The sequence below is a fragment of the Streptosporangium sp. DT93 genome (genome assembly GCF_049844535.1).
Taxonomy (GTDB): domain Bacteria; phylum Actinomycetota; class Actinomycetes; order Streptosporangiales; family Streptosporangiaceae; genus Streptosporangium.
This window is the reverse complement of sequence record NZ_JBNCLF010000003.1, coordinates 1-17192: the sequence shown is the minus strand read 5'-3', so window position 1 is coordinate 17192 and position 17192 is coordinate 1. Positions and strand designations below refer to the sequence as shown.

At 70.0% G+C, this 17192-nt stretch carries 17 protein-coding genes; 7 read left to right on the top strand and 10 right to left on the bottom strand.

Annotated features, from left to right (window positions below):
- Nucleotides 1-60: 60 nt before the first annotated feature.
- The 4 genes from ACLQ2R_RS07910 to ACLQ2R_RS07895 form a co-directional block, all read right to left on the bottom strand.
- Nucleotides 61-1677 (bottom strand): S1 family peptidase, encoded by a 1617-nt coding sequence (locus ACLQ2R_RS07910; protein WP_425958692.1) that lies wholly within the window; start codon nucleotides 1675-1677, stop codon nucleotides 61-63.
- Between the two features lie 196 nt (nucleotides 1678-1873).
- Entirely contained in the window at nucleotides 1874-3472 is a 1599-nt protein-coding gene (locus ACLQ2R_RS07905; protein ID WP_425958691.1) for a S1 family peptidase, read from the bottom strand.
- A gap of 289 nt (nucleotides 3473-3761) precedes the next feature.
- Nucleotides 3762-4178, bottom strand: coding sequence for a hypothetical protein (locus ACLQ2R_RS07900; protein ID WP_425958690.1), 417 nt, complete (start codon nucleotides 4176-4178; stop codon nucleotides 3762-3764).
- Nucleotides 4179-4435: 257 nt separating this feature from the next.
- Complete coding sequence (locus tag ACLQ2R_RS07895) at nucleotides 4436-5722, bottom strand: hydroxyacid-oxoacid transhydrogenase (RefSeq protein ID WP_425958689.1); 1287 nt, start codon at nucleotides 5720-5722, stop codon at nucleotides 4436-4438.
- Between the two features lie 239 nt (nucleotides 5723-5961).
- On the opposite strand from ACLQ2R_RS07895, the gene ACLQ2R_RS07890 reads away from it, so the two are divergent.
- On the top strand, nucleotides 5962-6546 hold the full coding sequence (locus ACLQ2R_RS07890; RefSeq protein WP_425958688.1) for a hypothetical protein: 585 nt from the start codon (nucleotides 5962-5964) through the stop codon (nucleotides 6544-6546).
- A 48-nt stretch (nucleotides 6547-6594) separates the two neighbouring features.
- Here the strand turns inward: ACLQ2R_RS07890 and ACLQ2R_RS07885 are convergent, their stop codons facing one another.
- Together ACLQ2R_RS07885 and ACLQ2R_RS07880 are read right to left on the bottom strand one after the other, a co-directional pair.
- Nucleotides 6595-6954 (bottom strand): ATP-binding protein, encoded by a 360-nt coding sequence (locus ACLQ2R_RS07885; RefSeq protein WP_425958687.1) that lies wholly within the window; start codon nucleotides 6952-6954, stop codon nucleotides 6595-6597.
- Between the two features lie 98 nt (nucleotides 6955-7052).
- Nucleotides 7053-7397 (bottom strand): hypothetical protein, encoded by a 345-nt coding sequence (locus ACLQ2R_RS07880; protein ID WP_425958686.1) that lies wholly within the window; start codon nucleotides 7395-7397, stop codon nucleotides 7053-7055.
- Nucleotides 7398-7618: 221 nt separating this feature from the next.
- Here ACLQ2R_RS07880 and ACLQ2R_RS07875 point away from each other — a divergent pair, with 221 nt between their 5' ends.
- From ACLQ2R_RS07875 to ACLQ2R_RS07865, 3 genes are read left to right on the top strand one after another with little or no spacing between them, the layout of a single operon-like run.
- The gene (locus ACLQ2R_RS07875) at nucleotides 7619-8446 is read left to right on the top strand and encodes a helix-turn-helix domain-containing protein (protein ID WP_425958685.1); all 828 of its coding nucleotides are present in this window, start codon (nucleotides 7619-7621) and stop codon (nucleotides 8444-8446) included.
- Nucleotides 8437-8643, top strand: coding sequence for a DUF397 domain-containing protein (locus tag ACLQ2R_RS07870; protein WP_425958684.1), 207 nt, complete (start codon nucleotides 8437-8439; stop codon nucleotides 8641-8643). The genes ACLQ2R_RS07875 and ACLQ2R_RS07870 overlap by 10 nt, the downstream gene beginning before the upstream one ends.
- A 35-nt stretch (nucleotides 8644-8678) precedes the next feature.
- Nucleotides 8679-8885, top strand: a complete 207-nt coding sequence (locus ACLQ2R_RS07865; protein ID WP_425958683.1) for a DUF397 domain-containing protein — start codon at nucleotides 8679-8681, stop codon at nucleotides 8883-8885.
- A gap of 39 nt (nucleotides 8886-8924) precedes the next feature.
- Here the strand turns inward: ACLQ2R_RS07865 and ACLQ2R_RS07860 are convergent, their stop codons facing one another.
- Nucleotides 8925-9707: a hypothetical protein gene (locus ACLQ2R_RS07860; RefSeq protein WP_425958682.1), complete on the bottom strand. Its 783-nt coding sequence runs from the start codon at nucleotides 9705-9707 to the stop codon at nucleotides 8925-8927.
- Between the two features lie 243 nt (nucleotides 9708-9950).
- Here ACLQ2R_RS07860 and ACLQ2R_RS07855 point away from each other — a divergent pair, with 243 nt between their 5' ends.
- Nucleotides 9951-10415: an NUDIX domain-containing protein gene (locus ACLQ2R_RS07855; RefSeq protein ID WP_425958681.1), complete on the top strand. Its 465-nt coding sequence runs from the start codon at nucleotides 9951-9953 to the stop codon at nucleotides 10413-10415.
- A gap of 136 nt (nucleotides 10416-10551) precedes the next feature.
- Here the strand turns inward: ACLQ2R_RS07855 and ACLQ2R_RS07850 are convergent, their stop codons facing one another.
- Nucleotides 10552-13185 (bottom strand): hypothetical protein, encoded by a 2634-nt coding sequence (locus ACLQ2R_RS07850; protein WP_425958680.1) that lies wholly within the window; start codon nucleotides 13183-13185, stop codon nucleotides 10552-10554.
- Nucleotides 13186-13642: 457 nt separating this feature from the next.
- On the opposite strand from ACLQ2R_RS07850, the gene ACLQ2R_RS07845 reads away from it, so the two are divergent.
- Both ACLQ2R_RS07845 and ACLQ2R_RS07840 read left to right on the top strand, forming a co-directional pair.
- Nucleotides 13643-14020: a hypothetical protein gene (locus tag ACLQ2R_RS07845; protein ID WP_425958678.1), complete on the top strand. Its 378-nt coding sequence runs from the start codon at nucleotides 13643-13645 to the stop codon at nucleotides 14018-14020.
- 135 nt (nucleotides 14021-14155) lie between these two features.
- Nucleotides 14156-14752, top strand: coding sequence for a GNAT family N-acetyltransferase (locus tag ACLQ2R_RS07840; protein WP_425958677.1), 597 nt, complete (start codon nucleotides 14156-14158; stop codon nucleotides 14750-14752).
- 53 nt (nucleotides 14753-14805) lie between these two features.
- Here ACLQ2R_RS07840 and bla read toward each other — a convergent pair whose 3' ends face one another.
- Nucleotides 14806-15816 (bottom strand): class A beta-lactamase, encoded by a 1011-nt coding sequence (bla, locus tag ACLQ2R_RS07835; protein ID WP_425958676.1) that lies wholly within the window; start codon nucleotides 15814-15816, stop codon nucleotides 14806-14808.
- 72 nt (nucleotides 15817-15888) lie between these two features.
- Nucleotides 15889-16968, bottom strand: coding sequence for a hypothetical protein (locus ACLQ2R_RS07830; protein WP_425958675.1), 1080 nt, complete (start codon nucleotides 16966-16968; stop codon nucleotides 15889-15891).
- Nucleotides 16969-17192: the final 224 nt, after the last annotated feature.

Genomic DNA, 17192 nt, shown 5'->3' with positions numbered 1-17192 from the left:
CGCCGAGGGCCCCGGCGCCCGCCTTCGCGGGCGGGTGCCGGGGCCCTCGGCGTGGACGCGTCAGGGTGCCCTGAAGGCCACGACGTACGGGCCGCTGCCGCCCGCGTTGACCACCCGGTAGCGATAGAAACCGGGGGCGCCGTTGTAGGTGATCCTCTCGTCAGGGCCGGGACCGTTGGACAGGGCGACCACCTGCCAGGCGGAGCCGTTCCACTTCTGCAGGTAGAGGTCGAAGTCCGCGCCGGTGGGGCCGTCCAGGCAGCCGGAGTGGGCGCCGCCGGCCTTGGACGTGGTGTAGGTCCTCGGGAAGTAGGCGAACTGCCGGGGCGTCAGGGTGCCGGTGGCCCTGCTGGGGTACCCCGTGCAGCCGGTCGGTGTCGTGGGCGGGCTCGTGGGCGGGGTCGTCGGTGGTGTGGGCGGTGTCGTCGGCGGGACGGCGCGGCCGTCGGTGACCTTCAGGGTCAGGCCGTAGACGGAGAGGATCTCGCCGATCGGCTGGAAGTAGGTGGTGCCGCCCGAGGTGCAGTCGCCCGAGCCGCCGGAGGTGACGCCCTGGGCCTGGTCGATGGCGATGAACGAGCCGCCCGAGTCGCCGGGCTCGGCGCACACGCTGGTGCGGGTCAGCTCCTGCACGGTGCCCTGGGGATAGGTGATGCTCGCGTCACGTTGCTGGATGAGACCGCAGTGCCATTCGGTGGTGGAACCGGACCGGCAGGTCGAGGCGCCCTCGATGGCGATTCTGGCCCCGGCGACGGGGACCGTGCCGCCCTGGCCGTTGTCGACCGTCGCCGTGGCCGTCCAGTTGGCGTTGGTCGCCACCCAGGCGTAGTCGCTGCCCGGGAAGACCGACCCCTGGAAGACTCCCTGCGGCAGGCGGTTGAAGCCGGTGGTGGCCGCCCCCTGGTTGCCGCAGTGGCCGGCGGTGGCGAATCCCTGCTGCGCTCCCTTGGTGACGGGGAAGCCGACCGAGCAGCGGCTGGCGCTGCCGATGTAGTAGGGGGTGCCGCCGACCAGGTCGTACAGCGGCTGAGGGGCCTCGGTGGAGGGCAGCAGGACCACCGCGCTCGTGTCCACGTCGGAGGCTTGGACGAGGTTCTCCGCGATCTGGGGTGCGGAGGTCAGCACGACCACCTTGTTCCGTTTGACGTCGACGTAGCGCACGCTGGAGACCAGCGGCTTCGGTGGCAGGGTGACGTCGAGTTTCTTCTTGATGTCGGTCAGTTCCGTCAGCGACCGGGGGACGACCTCGGCCTGCGCGCCCGCGCTGAGGATCATGGGGAGGTCGGCGACGCTGGTGGTGGCCACCACCAGCGTGTGCGCGGTGTTCCCGCGCAGCCACGTGCCGCCGAAACGAGGTCCGAGCGCCTTGCTCAGCCGATCCGCGACCGGGATCAGCCGGGCCTCGTTGAGCAGCCTGACCGTGGCCTCGGCCTGGGTCAGGTTCAGGTCGCGCTGGAGGGCCTTCACCATGCCCGGCGGTGGGTTCGCCGCTTTCGTGGCCACCGGGGAAGCCGGTGGCCTCATCTCTTGCCCGGCCGGCGGTTTCACCGCTTTCCCTGCCGCGGGCGGGGGCGGAGGGGGCGCTGTACGGACGTCGGCGACCGCCGGGACGGCGGCCAGGGTGAGCGCGGCGATCGTCAGGACGTACCCGGTGGTGACGGTGTGTTCGCGGGACATGCGGTCTCTCCTCGACCTCGGCTTCCGGAGCTGAAGGGGGAGATCACCGCATGTCACCGGTCGGCCGGAGGATGCGGGCATCGTCACCCTAATGCAGTCGTCGCAGGTCAGGGCCCAGGTGCCGCGTGACACGCGGAAGAATGTCGGCGACGTACCCGCCGGGGCGGGGCCGGCCGGTGGGGGCACGGCCGGCGGGTCAGGGGGCGGTGAACGCCAGGGTGTAGGCGCCCGAGCCGGTCGTGGCGGTAACCCGGTAGCGGTAGCGGCCCGGCGTGCCGGTGTGGGCGATCCTCTTGTTCGGGCCGGGGCCGTCGGCGATGGCGACGACACGCCAGGAGAGGCCGTTCCAGCGCAGTAGTTGCAGGTCGAAGTCGGAGGCGGCGGGGCCGTTCAGGCAGCCGGAGTGGAGCCCGGCGGTCAGGGCCCGGTAGTACAGGCCCCTCGGCTGGTAGGCGGACTTGCCGGTGGCCAGGGTGCCCTTGTGGATGGAGGAGTAGCCGGTGCAGAGGTCCGGGTCCGGGAGGGGGACGGACGAGGGGACGGACGCGGGATCGGCGGTCTTCAGGGTCAGGCCGTAGGTGGTGAGGATCTCGTCGACCGGCTGGAAGTAGGTGATACCGCCGGCGCCGCAGTCGCCCGAGCCTCCTGAGGTGACGCCCTGGGCCTGGTCGATGGCGATGAACGAGCCGCCCGAGTCGCCGGGCTCGGCGCACACGCTGGTGCGGGTCAGCCCGTAGACGGTGCCCTGGGGGTAGGTGACGCTGGCTTCGCGCTGCTGGATGAGACCGCAGTGGAAGTCGCTGGTGGATCCGGAGCGGCAGATCGAGGCGCCCTCGATGGCGACCCTGGCCCCGGCGACGGACAGGGTGGCGCCCGAGCCGTTGTCCACGGCCGGGGTGGCCGTCCAGGCCGGGTTGGCCGCCACCCAGGCGGAGTCGTCACCGGGGAAGCTGGACTCCTGGAAGACGCCCTGGGCGACGCGGTTGAAGCCACTGGTGGCCGCGCCCTTCTTGCCGCAGTGACCGGCGGTGACGAAGCCGGCCTGGGCCCCCTTCGTGACCGGGAAACCGACCGAGCAGCGGCTGGCGATACCGATGTAGTAGGCGGTGCCGCCGACCAGGTCGTACAGCGGCTGAGGGGCCTCGGTGGAGGGCAGCACGACCACCGCGCTCTTCTCCACGTCGGAGGCCTGGACGAAGTTCTCGGCGGTCTGGGGCTCGGAGGTCAGCACGACCACCTTGTTCCGTTTGACGTCGACGTAGCGCACGCTGGAGACCAGCGGCTTCGGTGGCAGGGTGGCGTCGAGCTGCTTCTTGATGTCGGTCAGTTCCGTCAGCGACCGGGGGACGACCTCGGCCTGCGCTCCGGCGGCGACGATCACGGGAATGTCGGCCGGCCTGGTGCTCGACACGACCAGGATGCTCGCGTCCTTGGCTCGCAGCCAGGAGCCGCCGAAGCTGTCACCGAGCTGCGACCGCATCTTCTCCGCGATCGGCCCCAGACGGGCCTCGTTGAGCAGCCGTTCCTCGGCCTGCGCCTGGGTCAGGTTCAGGTCCCGCCGGAGGGCCTCCACCATGCCCGGAGGCGCCACGAACTTCGCGGGCGGCCCGGCCGTCACGTCCGCCGGGGAGGAGAGGGCCCGCACCGGGCCGGCTGGAGCACGGTGGAGGTCCGCGTCGGCGGTGGCGGGCGCCGGGGTGTCCGGCAGGGGGGCCGCGTCGCCGGGAACGACGCCCGGCGCGAGCGCGGTGATCGCCAGAAAGCATCCCAGGGCGGCGGCGTGGTTGCGGGACATGGGTCTCTCCTCGATCTCGACCGCCGAAGCGTTCGAGGGGAGATCGCCGGGTACCACCGGCGGGGACGCGATGCGGGCGTCACCACCCTAAATCAGCCGTCCCCGGCTGGGGCGGTGGAAGCGGCACGCCACGCCGACGCGGTCGGCGCCGGGAGAAGCGCAGGTCACGGCGACGTGGCCGGCACCGGGGGAGACGCAGGTCACGCCGACGTGGCCGGCACCGGGGGAGGCGCACGTCACGGCGACGTGGCCGGCGCATCGGGGAGAGCCGCGCGTCCCGCCGGTATGGTCAGCGCTTCGTGGAGAGCCTCAGGACGGCCTTGCTCCCGGAGAGCGACACCACCCGCACCTTGATGCCGTTGACCGTGCCCGTGCCGTTGGCACCGAACACCGACTGCGAGAACGAGCCGGCCGCGGTGCCCCTCACCCGTATGCGGGTCGAGGTGAAGGAGATCGACATCCGGGTGATGCCGAACTTCGGGTGGACCCGGAACCTCGCGGTCTTCGTGATGGTGAGCCTGCAGTTCCCGTCGTAGCAGGCGCGCAGGTTCGGAGCGGCCGCCTGCGTGCTCACCCGCACCCGCTCCGGGGACGCCTGCGTGCTCACCTGTACCCGCTCCGGGGACGCCTGCGGCGCGCCACCGGTCGCCGTCGCGCCGGACAGGAGGGAGGCGAGCACCAGCAGGGCGGCGGTGGTCTGGACCATGATCTTCCTTTCGTCGTTCCTCCGCGCGTCGCGGCCCGGCGACCGTGTCGCCGCCCGGACGTCGTGGGGGTCGTACGTCGGCATGGAACCTGATGAACCCGGCGGAAACCACAAAGGCCGCCTTGAACCCCACCTTCCGACGGCGCCGTTCTTTTTTCCAGGGACGTCTCCCCCTATTTCTATATTTTTCGGCATTTGTCGTATATCCAGTGCCGTGGGGCGAGGGCGGCGCACCGGCCACGGCCGCCTCCCGGCCTCTACCAGAGGCGGATGGAACGTCGCAGGATCCCGGTGACGTCCTCCTCGGTGACCGGCCGGGGCGCGGTGGCCAGCAGCCGCTGCTGCCTCATCGCCCCCTCGGCCAGCGCCGGGACGTCCGCCTCGCCGTAGCCGACACCGCCGACACCGTTGGGCAGGCCGATGTCCCGCATCAGCCGCGTCAGCACGCCCGGCAGGAACTCGGCCGGGTCGTCCGGCCTGACGGCCGACGGGTCGAGCAGCTCCGCCGCGCGCAGGTGCCGTTCCGGCTGCGCCTCGAAGGTGAACCTGAACGCCTCCGGGGCGGTCAGCGCCACGGCCATGCCGTGCGGCACCATCGGCTCTCCCGCCGGGTAGCCGCCGGGACGGAAATCCCTGACGCGCCCGGCGATCGGGTAGGCGTTGGCGTGCGGGATGTGCACGCCCGCGTTGCCGAACCCCAGTCCGGCGAACGTCGCCGCCAGCGCCATCCGCGCTCGTGCGCCGACGTCCTCCCCGTCGCGTACGGCGGTCCTGAAGGAGTCGGCGAGCAACTGCAGGGCACGCTCGGACCACATGTCGGCCACCGGGTTCGAACCGCAGTACGGCACCCGCTCCTCGGGACGCTTGCGCTCGTAGGAGGTGTAGGGCCGGGCCGTGTAGCTCTCCAGGGCGTGGCAGAGGATGTCCATCCCGGAGGCCGCGGTGACCTCGGGAGGCTGGGACATCGTCAGGTCGGGGTCGACGACCGCCAGCACCGGCCGGAGCCGGGCGTGGCTGATCCCCGTCTTGACCTTCAACTCCAGCACGTCGAGTACGCAGATCGTGGTGCTCTCCGCGCCGGTGCCGGTGGTCGTGGGCACCGCCACCAGCGGCATGAGCGGCCGGGTGGGAGCCAGGCCGCCGCCCACCGGGGCGTTGACGTAGTCCATCAGCTCGCCGGGATTGGTGACGAGCAGGTTGACCGCCTTGGCCGTGTCGATGCTCGACCCGCCCCCGACGGCGACGAACGCGTCCCAGGGACCCGAGGCGCGGGCGTGCTCGACGGCCGCGAGCAGGCTCTCGTCCGTCGGCTCGACGCGCACGCCGTCGTACACCGACGCCTCCATGCCGAACTCCCCGAGCTGTTCGGCGATCCGGGCGGGGGCCCCGGTCGCGGCCACCCCGGGGTCGGTGACGACGAGGACGCGGCGGACGCCGTACTGCCCGAGATCGAAGCCGATCTCGGCCGAGGCGCCGGGCCCGAACTTCAGGGCGGGGGCGCCGTAGGTGAAGACGGACTCGGGATTGCCCGGAGCGGTGAACACGCCCGGCTCCTCTCGCCGGCCCTGCCGGATGCCTGTGCCGATGTCGATGCCGGAGACGGTGACCGTCGGACGCCGCCCACGCCAGTGAGAGTACTTCGTGCCTTTCCTCCCACCGACTCCGGCTTCCTCCCACCGACTCCGGCTTCCGGACGAGGACTTCCGGATAACGGCGAGCGCTTCCGGACGACGGCAAGAAGAACGCAAACCAACCGCAAGTCGCGATCAATAGCATCGCCGTCATGAAGAGAAGAACGATCACGCTGGCCGCCGTCGTCGCCGGGGCCGTCGTGCTGTCGGCCCAGCTCCCCGCGTCCGCCACCTCCGCCACCGCGCTGCTGCGCCTGCGCGGCGGCCTGACCCTGGAGATCCCGGCCTCCTGGCGGGTGTACGGGACCGCCGACAGGGTCCAGGTCGTGACCGGAGCCTGCGCACGCCCCGGCACCGGTTTCTTCCAGTCCCGATGCGACAGCTTCTGGGTCATGGGACCGGCGGCGCTGAGGACCGGGGGAGAGGGCGGAGTGCGCTACAACCCCGTCAACGGGCCGTTCTTCCCGGCGAGCGACGTGCCGCCCTGCCCGACGAACCCCCGGTACGGTCACGTCATCGGCAAGGCGATCGCGGTCGGCCACCGCGACATCGGCGCCGCGCACAGGGCGCACTACCGGGTGTGGCCGGGCCGGTGCGTCACGTACAGCGGCGGCGAGCAGAAGTCGACGTTCAAACAGCGCGAGTGGTACCTGCCGACGTCGAAGATCCTCGTCATCGACAAGTGGGCGACCCCGGGCCTGGACAGGATCCTGAAGAACGCCGTCTGGACCCGCTGACCCGCGCGTCTCGGAGAACGCCGCCCAGGCCCGCCGACCTGCGGCGCGCTACCCCGCCACGCGGAACCAGACCGACCCGCCACTCTCGTCGCGGTACGACCCCCACCCGGCCGCGACCGCCTCCACCAGCCACAACCCCCGCCCGCCGTCGTCGTCCGTCCCCGGAACGCGCACGGCGGGCGCGCTCGCGTCCGACCCGTCGTCGGCGACCTCCACGTGGACCGCCCCGGAAAGGCGGGCCACGTACACCGTCATCCTCCCGTCCGTCGTACGCCCGGAGTCGGAGTGGGTCACCGCGTTCGTGGCCAGTTCGCTCAGCAGGAGCAGCACGTCGTCGAGCACCCCGGCCGCGATCCGCCCGGTCAGCAGGCCGCGTGCCCAGGCCCGCACCTCAGGCACGGCCGCCACCCGGCCGGGAAACACCTTCCGCCACGCGCTGTACGACCCGTCCGCGCGGCACGTTCTCCGGTCCCCGGCTTCTTCTCCGGGCGGTTCCCCCTCCGCCCTCACGCGGTCACCGCCGACATGACGACGTCGGCCGCGTTGTCGGCCTCCGCCCACACCCACTCCCCGCGCCGCCACAGCCGCGCCCACCACGGCCGCCAGACGTACGCCCACCCGCAGTAGCGCCGGACGACGGTGATCCGGGCCACCGTACCGGCCGTCGAGTGGATCTCCAGGATCGGCTGCCCGGCCACCGGGAGGACGAGCGAGGTACGCACCCCGAGGCCGTGCAGATCCCAGCCGAGCCGGGTCAGACGGACGAACCGCTCGTGCCGCTCGACCGCCGTCACACTCCTGTCCTCAGGATGCCCCCGGCCGGCCCGCCCGACGCCGTTTCGATCGTTCATCGCTCGTTCCCGTCCCTGCTCACAATGCCATCGGGTGCTTTCTTTCTCGCCCTGCCGAATCGACAGGACGTGTGCTTAGATTGCCCGTACGGCAGGTGAATTCAGGAACGGATCGGCATCTCGCCGGATGACCCGGAATGACGGGCGAGGGATTGTCAATACCGATACCCGGAATGGCCGAAACGACAAAAGTCCGTTTTCTCTGATTCAGGAGGAATGCGATGAGCGAGGACGTCCCCCCGGACCCGGGAACCCCCCACGCGCGCTTCGCCGCCGAGATGCGCCGCCTGCGCGAGGCCGCCCAGCTCTCCCAGTCCTCCGTGGCCGCGCGCCTCGGCTGCACCCAGGCCCAGGTGAGCCGCCTGGAGGGCGGCAGCCGCACCCCGTCGAAGTACGACGCGGAACAACTGGACCGCCTCTTCGGCTCAGGCGGCAGCACACACTTCGCGGACCTGCGCAAACACATCGTCGCCCGCCCCGGTGGCCCGGCCTGGTTCATCGGCTGGGCCGAGGAGGTGGAACCCGTCGCCCTCGTCATCCGCTCCTGGGACCCCCTGCTCGTCCCGGGACTCCTGCAGACGGAGTCCTACGCGCGACACATTTTCAGCAACGGTCCCCGCGCCACCCCAGACGAGGTGGAGGAGCGCGTGCAGGCTCGCATGCGACGCCAGCAGATCCTCGACAGGGACGACCCTCCGATGTTCCTGGTTCTCATCGACGAGGGCGTTCTTCGCCGTCGTGTCAACGGCCCGGAAGTGATGCGGGAGCAACTCGGCCACCTGCTGGAGGCCGTTCAGCGGCCTAACATCTCGATCCAAGTCGTCGACCCGGAATGCATGGCAGGGCTGGCAGGAGCTTTTATGATCGCTGAACTTCCGATCGGACAACCGGAAACCGTCCATATGGACTCTCCGGCCCTGGGCCACGTTACGAACGATCACGAACTCGTGATTTCCATCCGAAAACGATATGAAGAGATACGGCTGTGGGCCTATCCTGAGCGTGTATCCCTCAAAATGATCGAAGAAGTGAGGCGAGAATGGACCTGAGTGCTGCAGTGTGGCAGAAGTCATCGCGTTCCTCCGACAATGGTGGACAGTGCGTCGAGGTCGCCGCGAACCTGCCCGGTGTTGTGGCGGTCCGCGACAGCAAGGACCCCCACGGCCCCAACCTGACCTTCACCCCCGCCGAGTGGCGTGTTTTCGTCGGTGGAGTCAAGGCCGGGGCTCTCGATCGGTTGATCTGACGACGGGTGTCGTCGAGCGAGGAAGCGAGATTCGAATGGATCTGAGTGCCGCCGTGTGGCGGAAGGCGTCATGCTCCGGAGACAACGGCGGGCAGTGCGTGGAGGTCGCCCTCAACCTGCCCGGTGCCGTCGCGGTGCGTGACAGCAAGGACTCCGAGGGGCCGAAGCTGCTCTTCCCCCCCGCCGAGTGGCGGGCCTTCGTAGGCGGCATCAAGTCAGGCGGGTTCGACCGGCTGACCTGATCGCCTTTGAAAATCCGATGACCATCGTCGGGTATGGACTTACTCCTCCAGCTTGGTGGTCACCTTGCTCGTGGGCGGAGCCTTGATGGAGACCTTCGTTCCCCAGCCGGTGAAGCGGGTGTCCACGGTGAGCGTCTTGCCCTCCCAGCCCTCACTGTCGAATATGCCCGTCATCGGGTGGGAGGTGGTCAGACGCTGCGGAAGCCCGTTCCGGTTCACGGTGAGCTTGAAGGTCACCACGGTCTTGTCGCTCGACCGGAGCGGCAGGGAGGCCCGGAACCAGGGAGAGACCTTGGCGAGCCTGCCGAAGGTGACCTTGCCGGAGTAGCTGCCGCCCGCCCGTCTGGCACCCTTGAGCAGGGTCGTCATGGTCGCCGGCTCCGCGACGTTCACGAGCTGCCCGAACCAGCCGCCGACGCCGCCGGTCATGCCGTCCGGCTCCTTGTGCCAGCTCTTGCCCTTGGGCATCTTCTCGCGGTACGACCCGCCCGAGGAGTAGGTCGTGGTGCCGATCCGGATCGTCCGCGCCGGGGCGAACAGGTTCGTGGCACCCGCGCCGCCGTCCGCCTCGATGCCCTTCGAGCTGATGTCCGAGGCGACGATCCCGGTCCTGCCGAACCGGAAGGAGCCTGTCCGCCGAAGGTAGGGGCTGCTCTCGCCGTCCGAGGTCATGGTGCTGAGGTCGGTGAACTTCACGCCCTTGCCCGCGACGAACTGACCCTTCAACGCCTTGACCGGGTCCGCGGGAGCGGCCTGGGCAGGGGCCGCGGTCCCGACCGTGACGGCCGCGACCATCGAGACGCCGGCGATTACTCGCTTCATATGTGTTCCTCGCTCACCCGGTACGAGAGGGACATCCTGCCGCACCTTGATCACGACCACATCTCGGACGTACGCCTGCCCACCGGCCGCCGCGACAGGTGCCCATTGGCCGGTGTTCCGGCTGCTTCCCGGCCGCGATGAACGCCGCCGCCCAGGTGAGCGTCGATCGGCCGTACGGGATCACGAACCTCGTCGTCGATCTCCCGGTAGCGTCCGGTCTTCAGACAGCCGTCGGTCCGTGGGATGGGACTCACCGTGAAGAACATGATCGCCCGGCTCTGGAGACTCGTCGGCGGCTCGCTCCAGTGGCGCGTCCTGTGGTTCCGCAACGCCAAGTTCATGGTCGGAGTGACCGGGATAGTGCGCGACGAGGACGGCAAAGTCCTGCTTCTAAGGCATCGTTTCTGGCCGGAAGGCAGGCAGTGGGGGCTTCCGACCGGATACGCCAACATGTCGGAGACCTTCGAGGACACGGTCCGTCGTGAAGTCCTGGAGGAGACCGGGCTGACGGTGCGCGTCGGAGAGATCGCCCATCTGAGGAGCGGTTACAGGTTGCGCGTGGAGGTGGCCTACGAGGCCGAGTTCGCCGGCGGCACGATCGAGATCGACGACTTCGAGATCCTGGAAGCGCGATGGTTCAGGCCGGACGACCTGCCGGAAGGCCTCCAGGAGTCGCACCGCCTCCTCATCCACCGTGAACGGTTGTAGTTCACCTCCCGGATGCGGCCCTCCACTCACCCGATGCCCGGCTCGGCAGGCACGGATCGCCGGACCGGCCGCCAAGCGGGCCTTGCCGGTGCCCGGCGGGCCGAGAAAGGTCACGTCGTTCCCGCGAGTCACCCTTTCAGTGCGGCGGCAGGTCGGAACGTGGACGGTCGTCGGCGAGGGTGGCTCGGAGCCGGTCGTGTTTGAACTGGTACCTGGCTCCGGCGGTGCGCAGCACATGACGTCGGCGGGCGTCCTCGAGGAACCGCATCCCGCGCAGGGGAAACAGCCTCCGCATCCGGAGCTGGGCGAAGAGCAGGCCGGTGCGCCAGATGTCGGAGATCGCCGCGACGGAACCGAGGGCGATCATGATGCCGAACCCGGCGGCGGTGACGATCCCAGCCGGTAGGCCGTGGGTGCGGCCGTTCTGGAAGCCCAGCGCCAGACCGATGGGGATCGCGGCGCTGCAGGCCACCAGCAGAGCGCGCCGGCGGTCCAGGCGCCAACGCCTGCCGGGAGTGGGCGGGGTGTCGATGTCGGCGATCGGGCGGGCCACGCTGACCATGAGACCGAACCCGAAGGCGGCGATCAGCCCGGCGAACGTTCCGTGCGGCGGCGTCTTGCTCACACCGTAGGCCAGCCCGATCGGCCCCCCGATGGTCGCGGCGGCCAGCAGATCGACGCCGCCCGGACGCATCCTGCTCCACCAGGAGCCGGTGCTGGACGTGGGGCGGACGCGGGTGGCCGCGTGCCCGGCGGCGGCAGCCGCGACGACCCCGGCGAACAGGCCGCAGGAGTAGGCGCTCTGGTTGCCCACGGCCATGGTCACCACCATGAAGATCGCCAGTCCGACCGCGGTGTTGAACGCCGGGCGCGGCCGCCGGCGCAGCAGTCGGGCGGGCCGTCTGCCGAAGGCGGCGCAGAGCCTGTCCGTCCAGTCGGAACGGGGATCGCGCAGTTCGGAGACCAGGCCGGCCAGTAACCCGAAACACCCGCCCATGAGGGCGCCGTACCACACGCCGAACGCCGTTCCGGTATTACCGGCGACCGTGTACCGCCCGATCGGGCCGAACACCACGGCGCTGATCCCGCTCATCAACAGCGTTCCGGCGAGGGCGTTGATCAGGCAGCGCTCCCACATCGGGGCCCAGTGGTGCATCCGCCACCATGCCAGGTCGCCGCGGCCCATCCGGGTGGCCAGAAAGCCGAGCCACTCGCGAGCCTGCTCCGCCGAAGGGCCGGAGCGGTGTGGCGGGTAGGCGGTGAGCACGACGCGGTCGAGCAGGTGGTCCTCGGCCTGCTCGCGCGTGGTGAAGCGGCCCGGCTGGAGCAGGCCGGCGGCGGCGTGCGGGTCCTCGCGCAGGAGGGTGAGGGTCAGCGGCGTGTCCAGTGCCCGGCTGACCGGGTCGTCGGGGTGCCGCCGGAGACGGTCGATCAGCTGGTTCATGGGATCGTCACGGGCGGGCGGGTCCGGCCGGTGGTCCTGCAGGTATCTGATCGCCTGCTCGCCCGTGACCGGCAGGAGTTCCACCGCCGCGGCGCCGTGCAGCGGCCTGGTCTGGGCCTGTACGGCGGTGGTGAAGTCGTCGGTGCGGGCCAGCACCAGCAGCCGGAAGGAACGGCGCTGCCGGTTGATGTGCTGCAACGCCTGGACCTGGCGTGGCCGGTCCATCTCGTCGAAACCGTCCAGGAGCAGCGAGACCATGCCGTGGCGAACCAGTTCGCCCGCCGCGTCCGGGCCGTACTCGGGCGAGGCGAGGAAGTCGTAGGCGGTGGCGAGCTGCCGGGCGAACCAGTCGCCGAGACCGTGGCGTCGGGGATCCCAGTCGCAGGCGTTCAGCAGCACCGGAACCGGGGTGCTCATGGCCTGCGGAAGGGGCAGGCGGACCCTGTGATCCAGTGCCTCCAGCAGCAACAGGATGGCGGTCGCGCTCTTGCCGGTGCCGCTGTGACCCATGACGACGATGCGGCCGGAGCCCAGCCCCGCGTACAGGTCGAACAACCCGGCGAGTTCACCGCCCTCGACCGCCTGTGCCGTCGCCGGCCGGGTGCCGGGCAGCGGCGTGAAGCGGGGCCGCCGCGGATCGTCCAGGGCCACCCGCAACCGGCTGGCGACGGGCCGGGAGGTTCTCACCCAGCGCGGGGGGATCGGCGGCGGGTTGTCCAGCCCGCGATCGGCTGCCTCGTCCTCCCACTGCGCCCGCAGCTTTCTCGCCAGCGCGTTGGCCGCCTTGGCCGCCCGAACGCGATCCTCACCCTCGGTCGCCGTCTCCGAAAGAGCAATGCCGTCCGGATCCGGGCGACATTGTTCCTGAATGAGGGGTGAGGGGAAGGTCGCCATTTCCGGGGACTTTTTCTCTGATGGTCTAGGTTTGAGCTCCTCCTCCATATCATGTGCCATGTCTACCGTTTCATCACTTCTGTCGGGTATCGGCGCGGAGATGCCGCGCGTGCCCGTGCCGCGAATGGGGGCGTTGACGGTGTCGTGCGCCCTGGCCTCGGCGGGCACGGCCCTGCTTGAGCCGATGGTGGCCTCTTCGCGCATTTTCCACGCGTGACGAGCGCGGCGCGCGACGTCGAGGAAAGCGGTGTGCTCGCTGTGCCCGAGGTCCAGTCCCGCTCGGACGAGCACGGAGGAGATCAATGTCTCGCGCGGGAAATGCCGCTCCTTGCGCCAGTGCCCGACAGTGGAAGGGCTCAGGTTCAGCGCCTTGGCGAGGTCGATGTCCAACGGCTTCCCGTCGCCGTCACGGTGGACCTGTCGTCGTTTCACATGCTCCGAGCGTCGCGTCGCCTCCTCCACGTACCCGAAGAAGCGGCCGAAGAACTCCGTGATCGCATCATCTTCCTCACTCGATGTCCGATTAGTTCCGACCATGCCTCGTTCGACTCCCTGGTTCTTGATGGGCAAGTCCGGACATTTACATCTCTACCGTATCGCGTCTCAGTGCCTCACCGCTTGTCCCGCGAAAAGCGTCCGACCATTGCCCGCGAACACGATTTCATTTGCAATACAATTGCGTACGGCCAGGTCACAGGCGTTGCCATTTGCATTTAAGTGTTTTTTCGCGGAAAGTCTTTACGGCTCCGGCCGAGCGATGATCTCCTTTGTCGGGAAGCCGGTCGGGCGGCGTCCGGCCGAACGGTGCGACCCGGGTGATTGAAACGCCCGGCCGCCGGCGAAACCGCCGAACACGCCGCCCGCCCAGGAACGAAAAAGGAGAATCGAAATGCAGAGCACAGGGAAAGTCAGATGGGCCGCGGCTTCGATCGCGGCGGCGGCGGCTCTCACCGGCAGCCTCACGATGACGGCATCCGCGTCCGCCAAGGCCGCCGTCACGCCCGCGACGAGGACGGCGGTGGCGCTCCAGGCCAAGGTGTCCGCGGTGCCGTGTGGTCTCACCCACTCGACGGGTGACCTGCCCGGCGGGCCCCTGAAGATCGTCTACTACACGATTCGCAACTGCCACGCCTCCACGGTCCAGCGCAAGCTCGACATCGCCGGGACCACGGACGGGTCGTGTCACACCATTCCTGGCGGAGGGACCGTTTCCTCGTCGCGCGTCATCGCGGGCTGGGCGAGCGTCAGAGGGATGAAGCCCTGCTGATTCCCCGCACCGGGTGCTGAGAGCGTGACTCGTTCGCTGCTGGTTGACCGGCCGAACGAGTCACGCTCCGGACCTTGTCCCTCACCGCCCCGATATCCGGTGGCGGGCCCGGACGCCGACGGTGAGGATTCCGGCATGCGCACCTTCCTGGAGACCGGCCGACTCGTGCTCCGAGCGTTCACCGAGGACGACACGGACCACCTGCTCGCACTGGACGACGACCCCGAGGTGATGCGCTTCATCAACGGGGGTCGCCCGGCGAGCCGCGAGACGATCCGGACGAGGACCCTGCCGCGGCTCCTCCACGACCATCCGTGCTTCGGTACGCGCGGCTACTGGGCCGCGGAGGAGAGGGCCAACGGCGCCTTTCTCGGCTGGTTCGAGTTCCGCCCCCTGGACGACCACAGTCCCCGCGTGGTCGAACTCGGCTACCGCCTCAACAGGGCTGCCTGGGGCGCCGGTCATGCCACGGAGGGAGCGCGAGCCCTGATCCGCAAGGGGTTCACGGAGCTCGGCGTGGAGCGGGTGACCGCGAACACCATGGCCGTCAACACGCGATCCCGGCGCGTGATGGAGAAGGCCGGTCTGTCGTACGTCCGGAGCTTCACGGGGGAGTGGCCGGAGACGATCGACGGTTCCGAGCACGGCGAGGTCGAGTACGAACTCACCCGGGCCGAGTGGGAGCGACGTCGGCGGCCCGGCGGAACGGTGTCACCCTCACGGGTGCGGTGAGTCCGTCCGCGACACGCGCCGCCCGGGATGCGGTTCGTTCCCGGCCGGGGCCCTCAGAGCCTGCCGAGTCCGCGGGCCAGGACGGTGGCGGTCTTCGCGATGGCAGGGTTGTCGGTGGGAAGACCCGGGGTGCGGTTGGTGTAGATCGCCATGATGATCGGAGCCGCGTCCTTGGCGGGCCAGATGACGGCGATGTCGTTCCCGCCGCCGAAGCCGTCGGAGTTGGTGCCGGTCTTGTCGCCGACGGTCCAGGTCCGGGGAAGGCCCGCCTGGATCCGCTCGTCGCCGGTCGTGTTCGCGAGCAGCCAGGCCACGAGTCGCTCACGGTCCTCGGAGTGCAACGCCCGGCCGACCGTGAGCAGGCGCAGGTCGCGGCCGATGGCCGCGGGCGTGGTGGTGTCGCGCCTCTCCTTCGGGGTCCAGTCGTTGAGCTCGGGATGCCTGCGGTCCATCCGGGAGACCGGGTCCTTCAGGCCACGGAAGTACCTCGTCAGACCGGCGGGTCCGCCGACCAGCGTGAGCAGCAGGTTGGACGCGGTGCCGTCGCTCTGGTTCATGGCCGCCTCGCACAGCCGGGCGACGGTCAGGCCGTCCTTGACGTGCTTCTCGGTGACCGGCGAGTTGGGTGTCATGTCGGCGGCCGTCCACCTGACGACCCTGTTCATCAGGCCGGGTTCGGAGGTGCGCGCCCTGTGCAGCACGCTCGCGCAGAGGGGTGCCTTGAAGGTGGACAGCATCGGGAAGCGTTCGTCCGCCCGGTACGTCACCGTCCTGCCGGTCGCCGTGTCCAGGGCGTACGCGCCGATGCGCCCCTTGAAGGACCTCTCCAGCCCGCGCAGCTCCTTTTTGACCCGGGCCTGTCCCGGATCCGCGACCGCCGCCGACGTTGCCGGGGCGGGTGCCGTCGCCGGGCCTGTCACGGCCGGTGCGGGTGCCGTTCCCGGCCCTGTCGCAGCCGGGGCCGAGACGGAACCCGAGGCGACGGCGCAGCCGGGCAGGAGGGAGATCGCCAGGGCGGTGGCGGGCAGGGTGGCCACGAGCCGGCGGGTGCGGGGATGCCGCATGTCGAATCCTCACGTGTCGTCTGTCGGAGAGCGGATCGGCGGACTCGGTGTCCTCCGGGGGTGTCGGCGTGTTCAGCTTCGGCAGGGCCGGTCGGGGATCCGCGAAAGATCCACCACCACGTACCGGCCGCCCCGGTCCTTCCAGAACAGGATCGGCGGCTTTTGGCCCGGTGATCCCTGTTGAACCGTCTCCGAGCCTTCGACCTCGTATCTCGTGCCGATTCGTGCCGTCGTGGCGGTGCATCGGTCGTACAGGAGCGCCGACGAGCCCGCGCGCCTGACGACATCCCCCTCCACGTACGGCGGAGAAAAGAGCCCGAATCTGTCGTGGATCAGGGGGCTGTTCATCGAAGCGGGAACTGTGGTGCGACCCGAACCGTCCCTGCGTTGGATGACCACCGTGGTCAGTTCGTGGACGTCCGGCATCAGCTGGCTCACGCACCATTCCACGCCGCACATCATGGATCGTGTATCCGTATCGGGCAGTCGTACGGGCGGGGCCGGGGTCTCGTCGATCCTCTGTGGCTTTCCGCCGGAGAGGGGGATTCGGTAGGAGGCGCCCTCGCCCCGCCAGGTGACCTGATCGCCGTCGACGGTCAGCGTGTCCTGCAGAGGGAACGCGTCATAGTGGCCGGTCAGCCAGGTCATCAGTTTCATCCGTCCGCCCGACCTCGGCATGCTCCACAGCTCGACGTGTCGCAGGCCCTGGTTCCAGCGTTCGGAACGGTAGACGCCGGCGGTCCAGACGATCTGTTTCTCGCCCACGGCCACGCTCCGGATCTCGAAGCACAGGTCACACTCGCTCCACGCGGGAGCCGTGGCCAGCACCCGATGCCGTTGCGTCCGTCGGTCGTACGCCAGGAACCGGAGACGCATCGCGAACGTGGTGACCATGAGCGCCTCGTGCTCGCTCAGCATGGCGACCGGATCGACGTCGAGCCCCTTCCCGAGCCGCGTGGGAAGGGTGAAGACGGCCTTGGGCCACACCTCGGCGGCGGGAGGCGACGTGGGAGGTTCCGGCAGCGTGGCGGGCCGGGACGGGATCGGCGGCCGGCGGTCGACGACGGTGGCCGTGCACGCGGGGAGCGCACCGGCCACGACGACGGAGAGCACCAGGACGGCGATCGACCGGAGGAACCGCGCGTGATTCATGATCTTTAGGACGCGCGGGGCGCCACCCGGGTTCCTGGCAGCCTCGACCCGGGCGGGCGGGGGGGGGCGCCGGTTCGCGCCCGGGCGACGCGGCCACGGCTCCGCGGTGCTCCGCGGGGGGGGGGGTGGTGAGCCGCGGCCGCTCAGGCCCCGCCCCCCCGCCCCACGCGCGACCGGCACCACCGTGAGGCCCGGTTTTTCGTACGTGGCGGATCCGGCTCGGG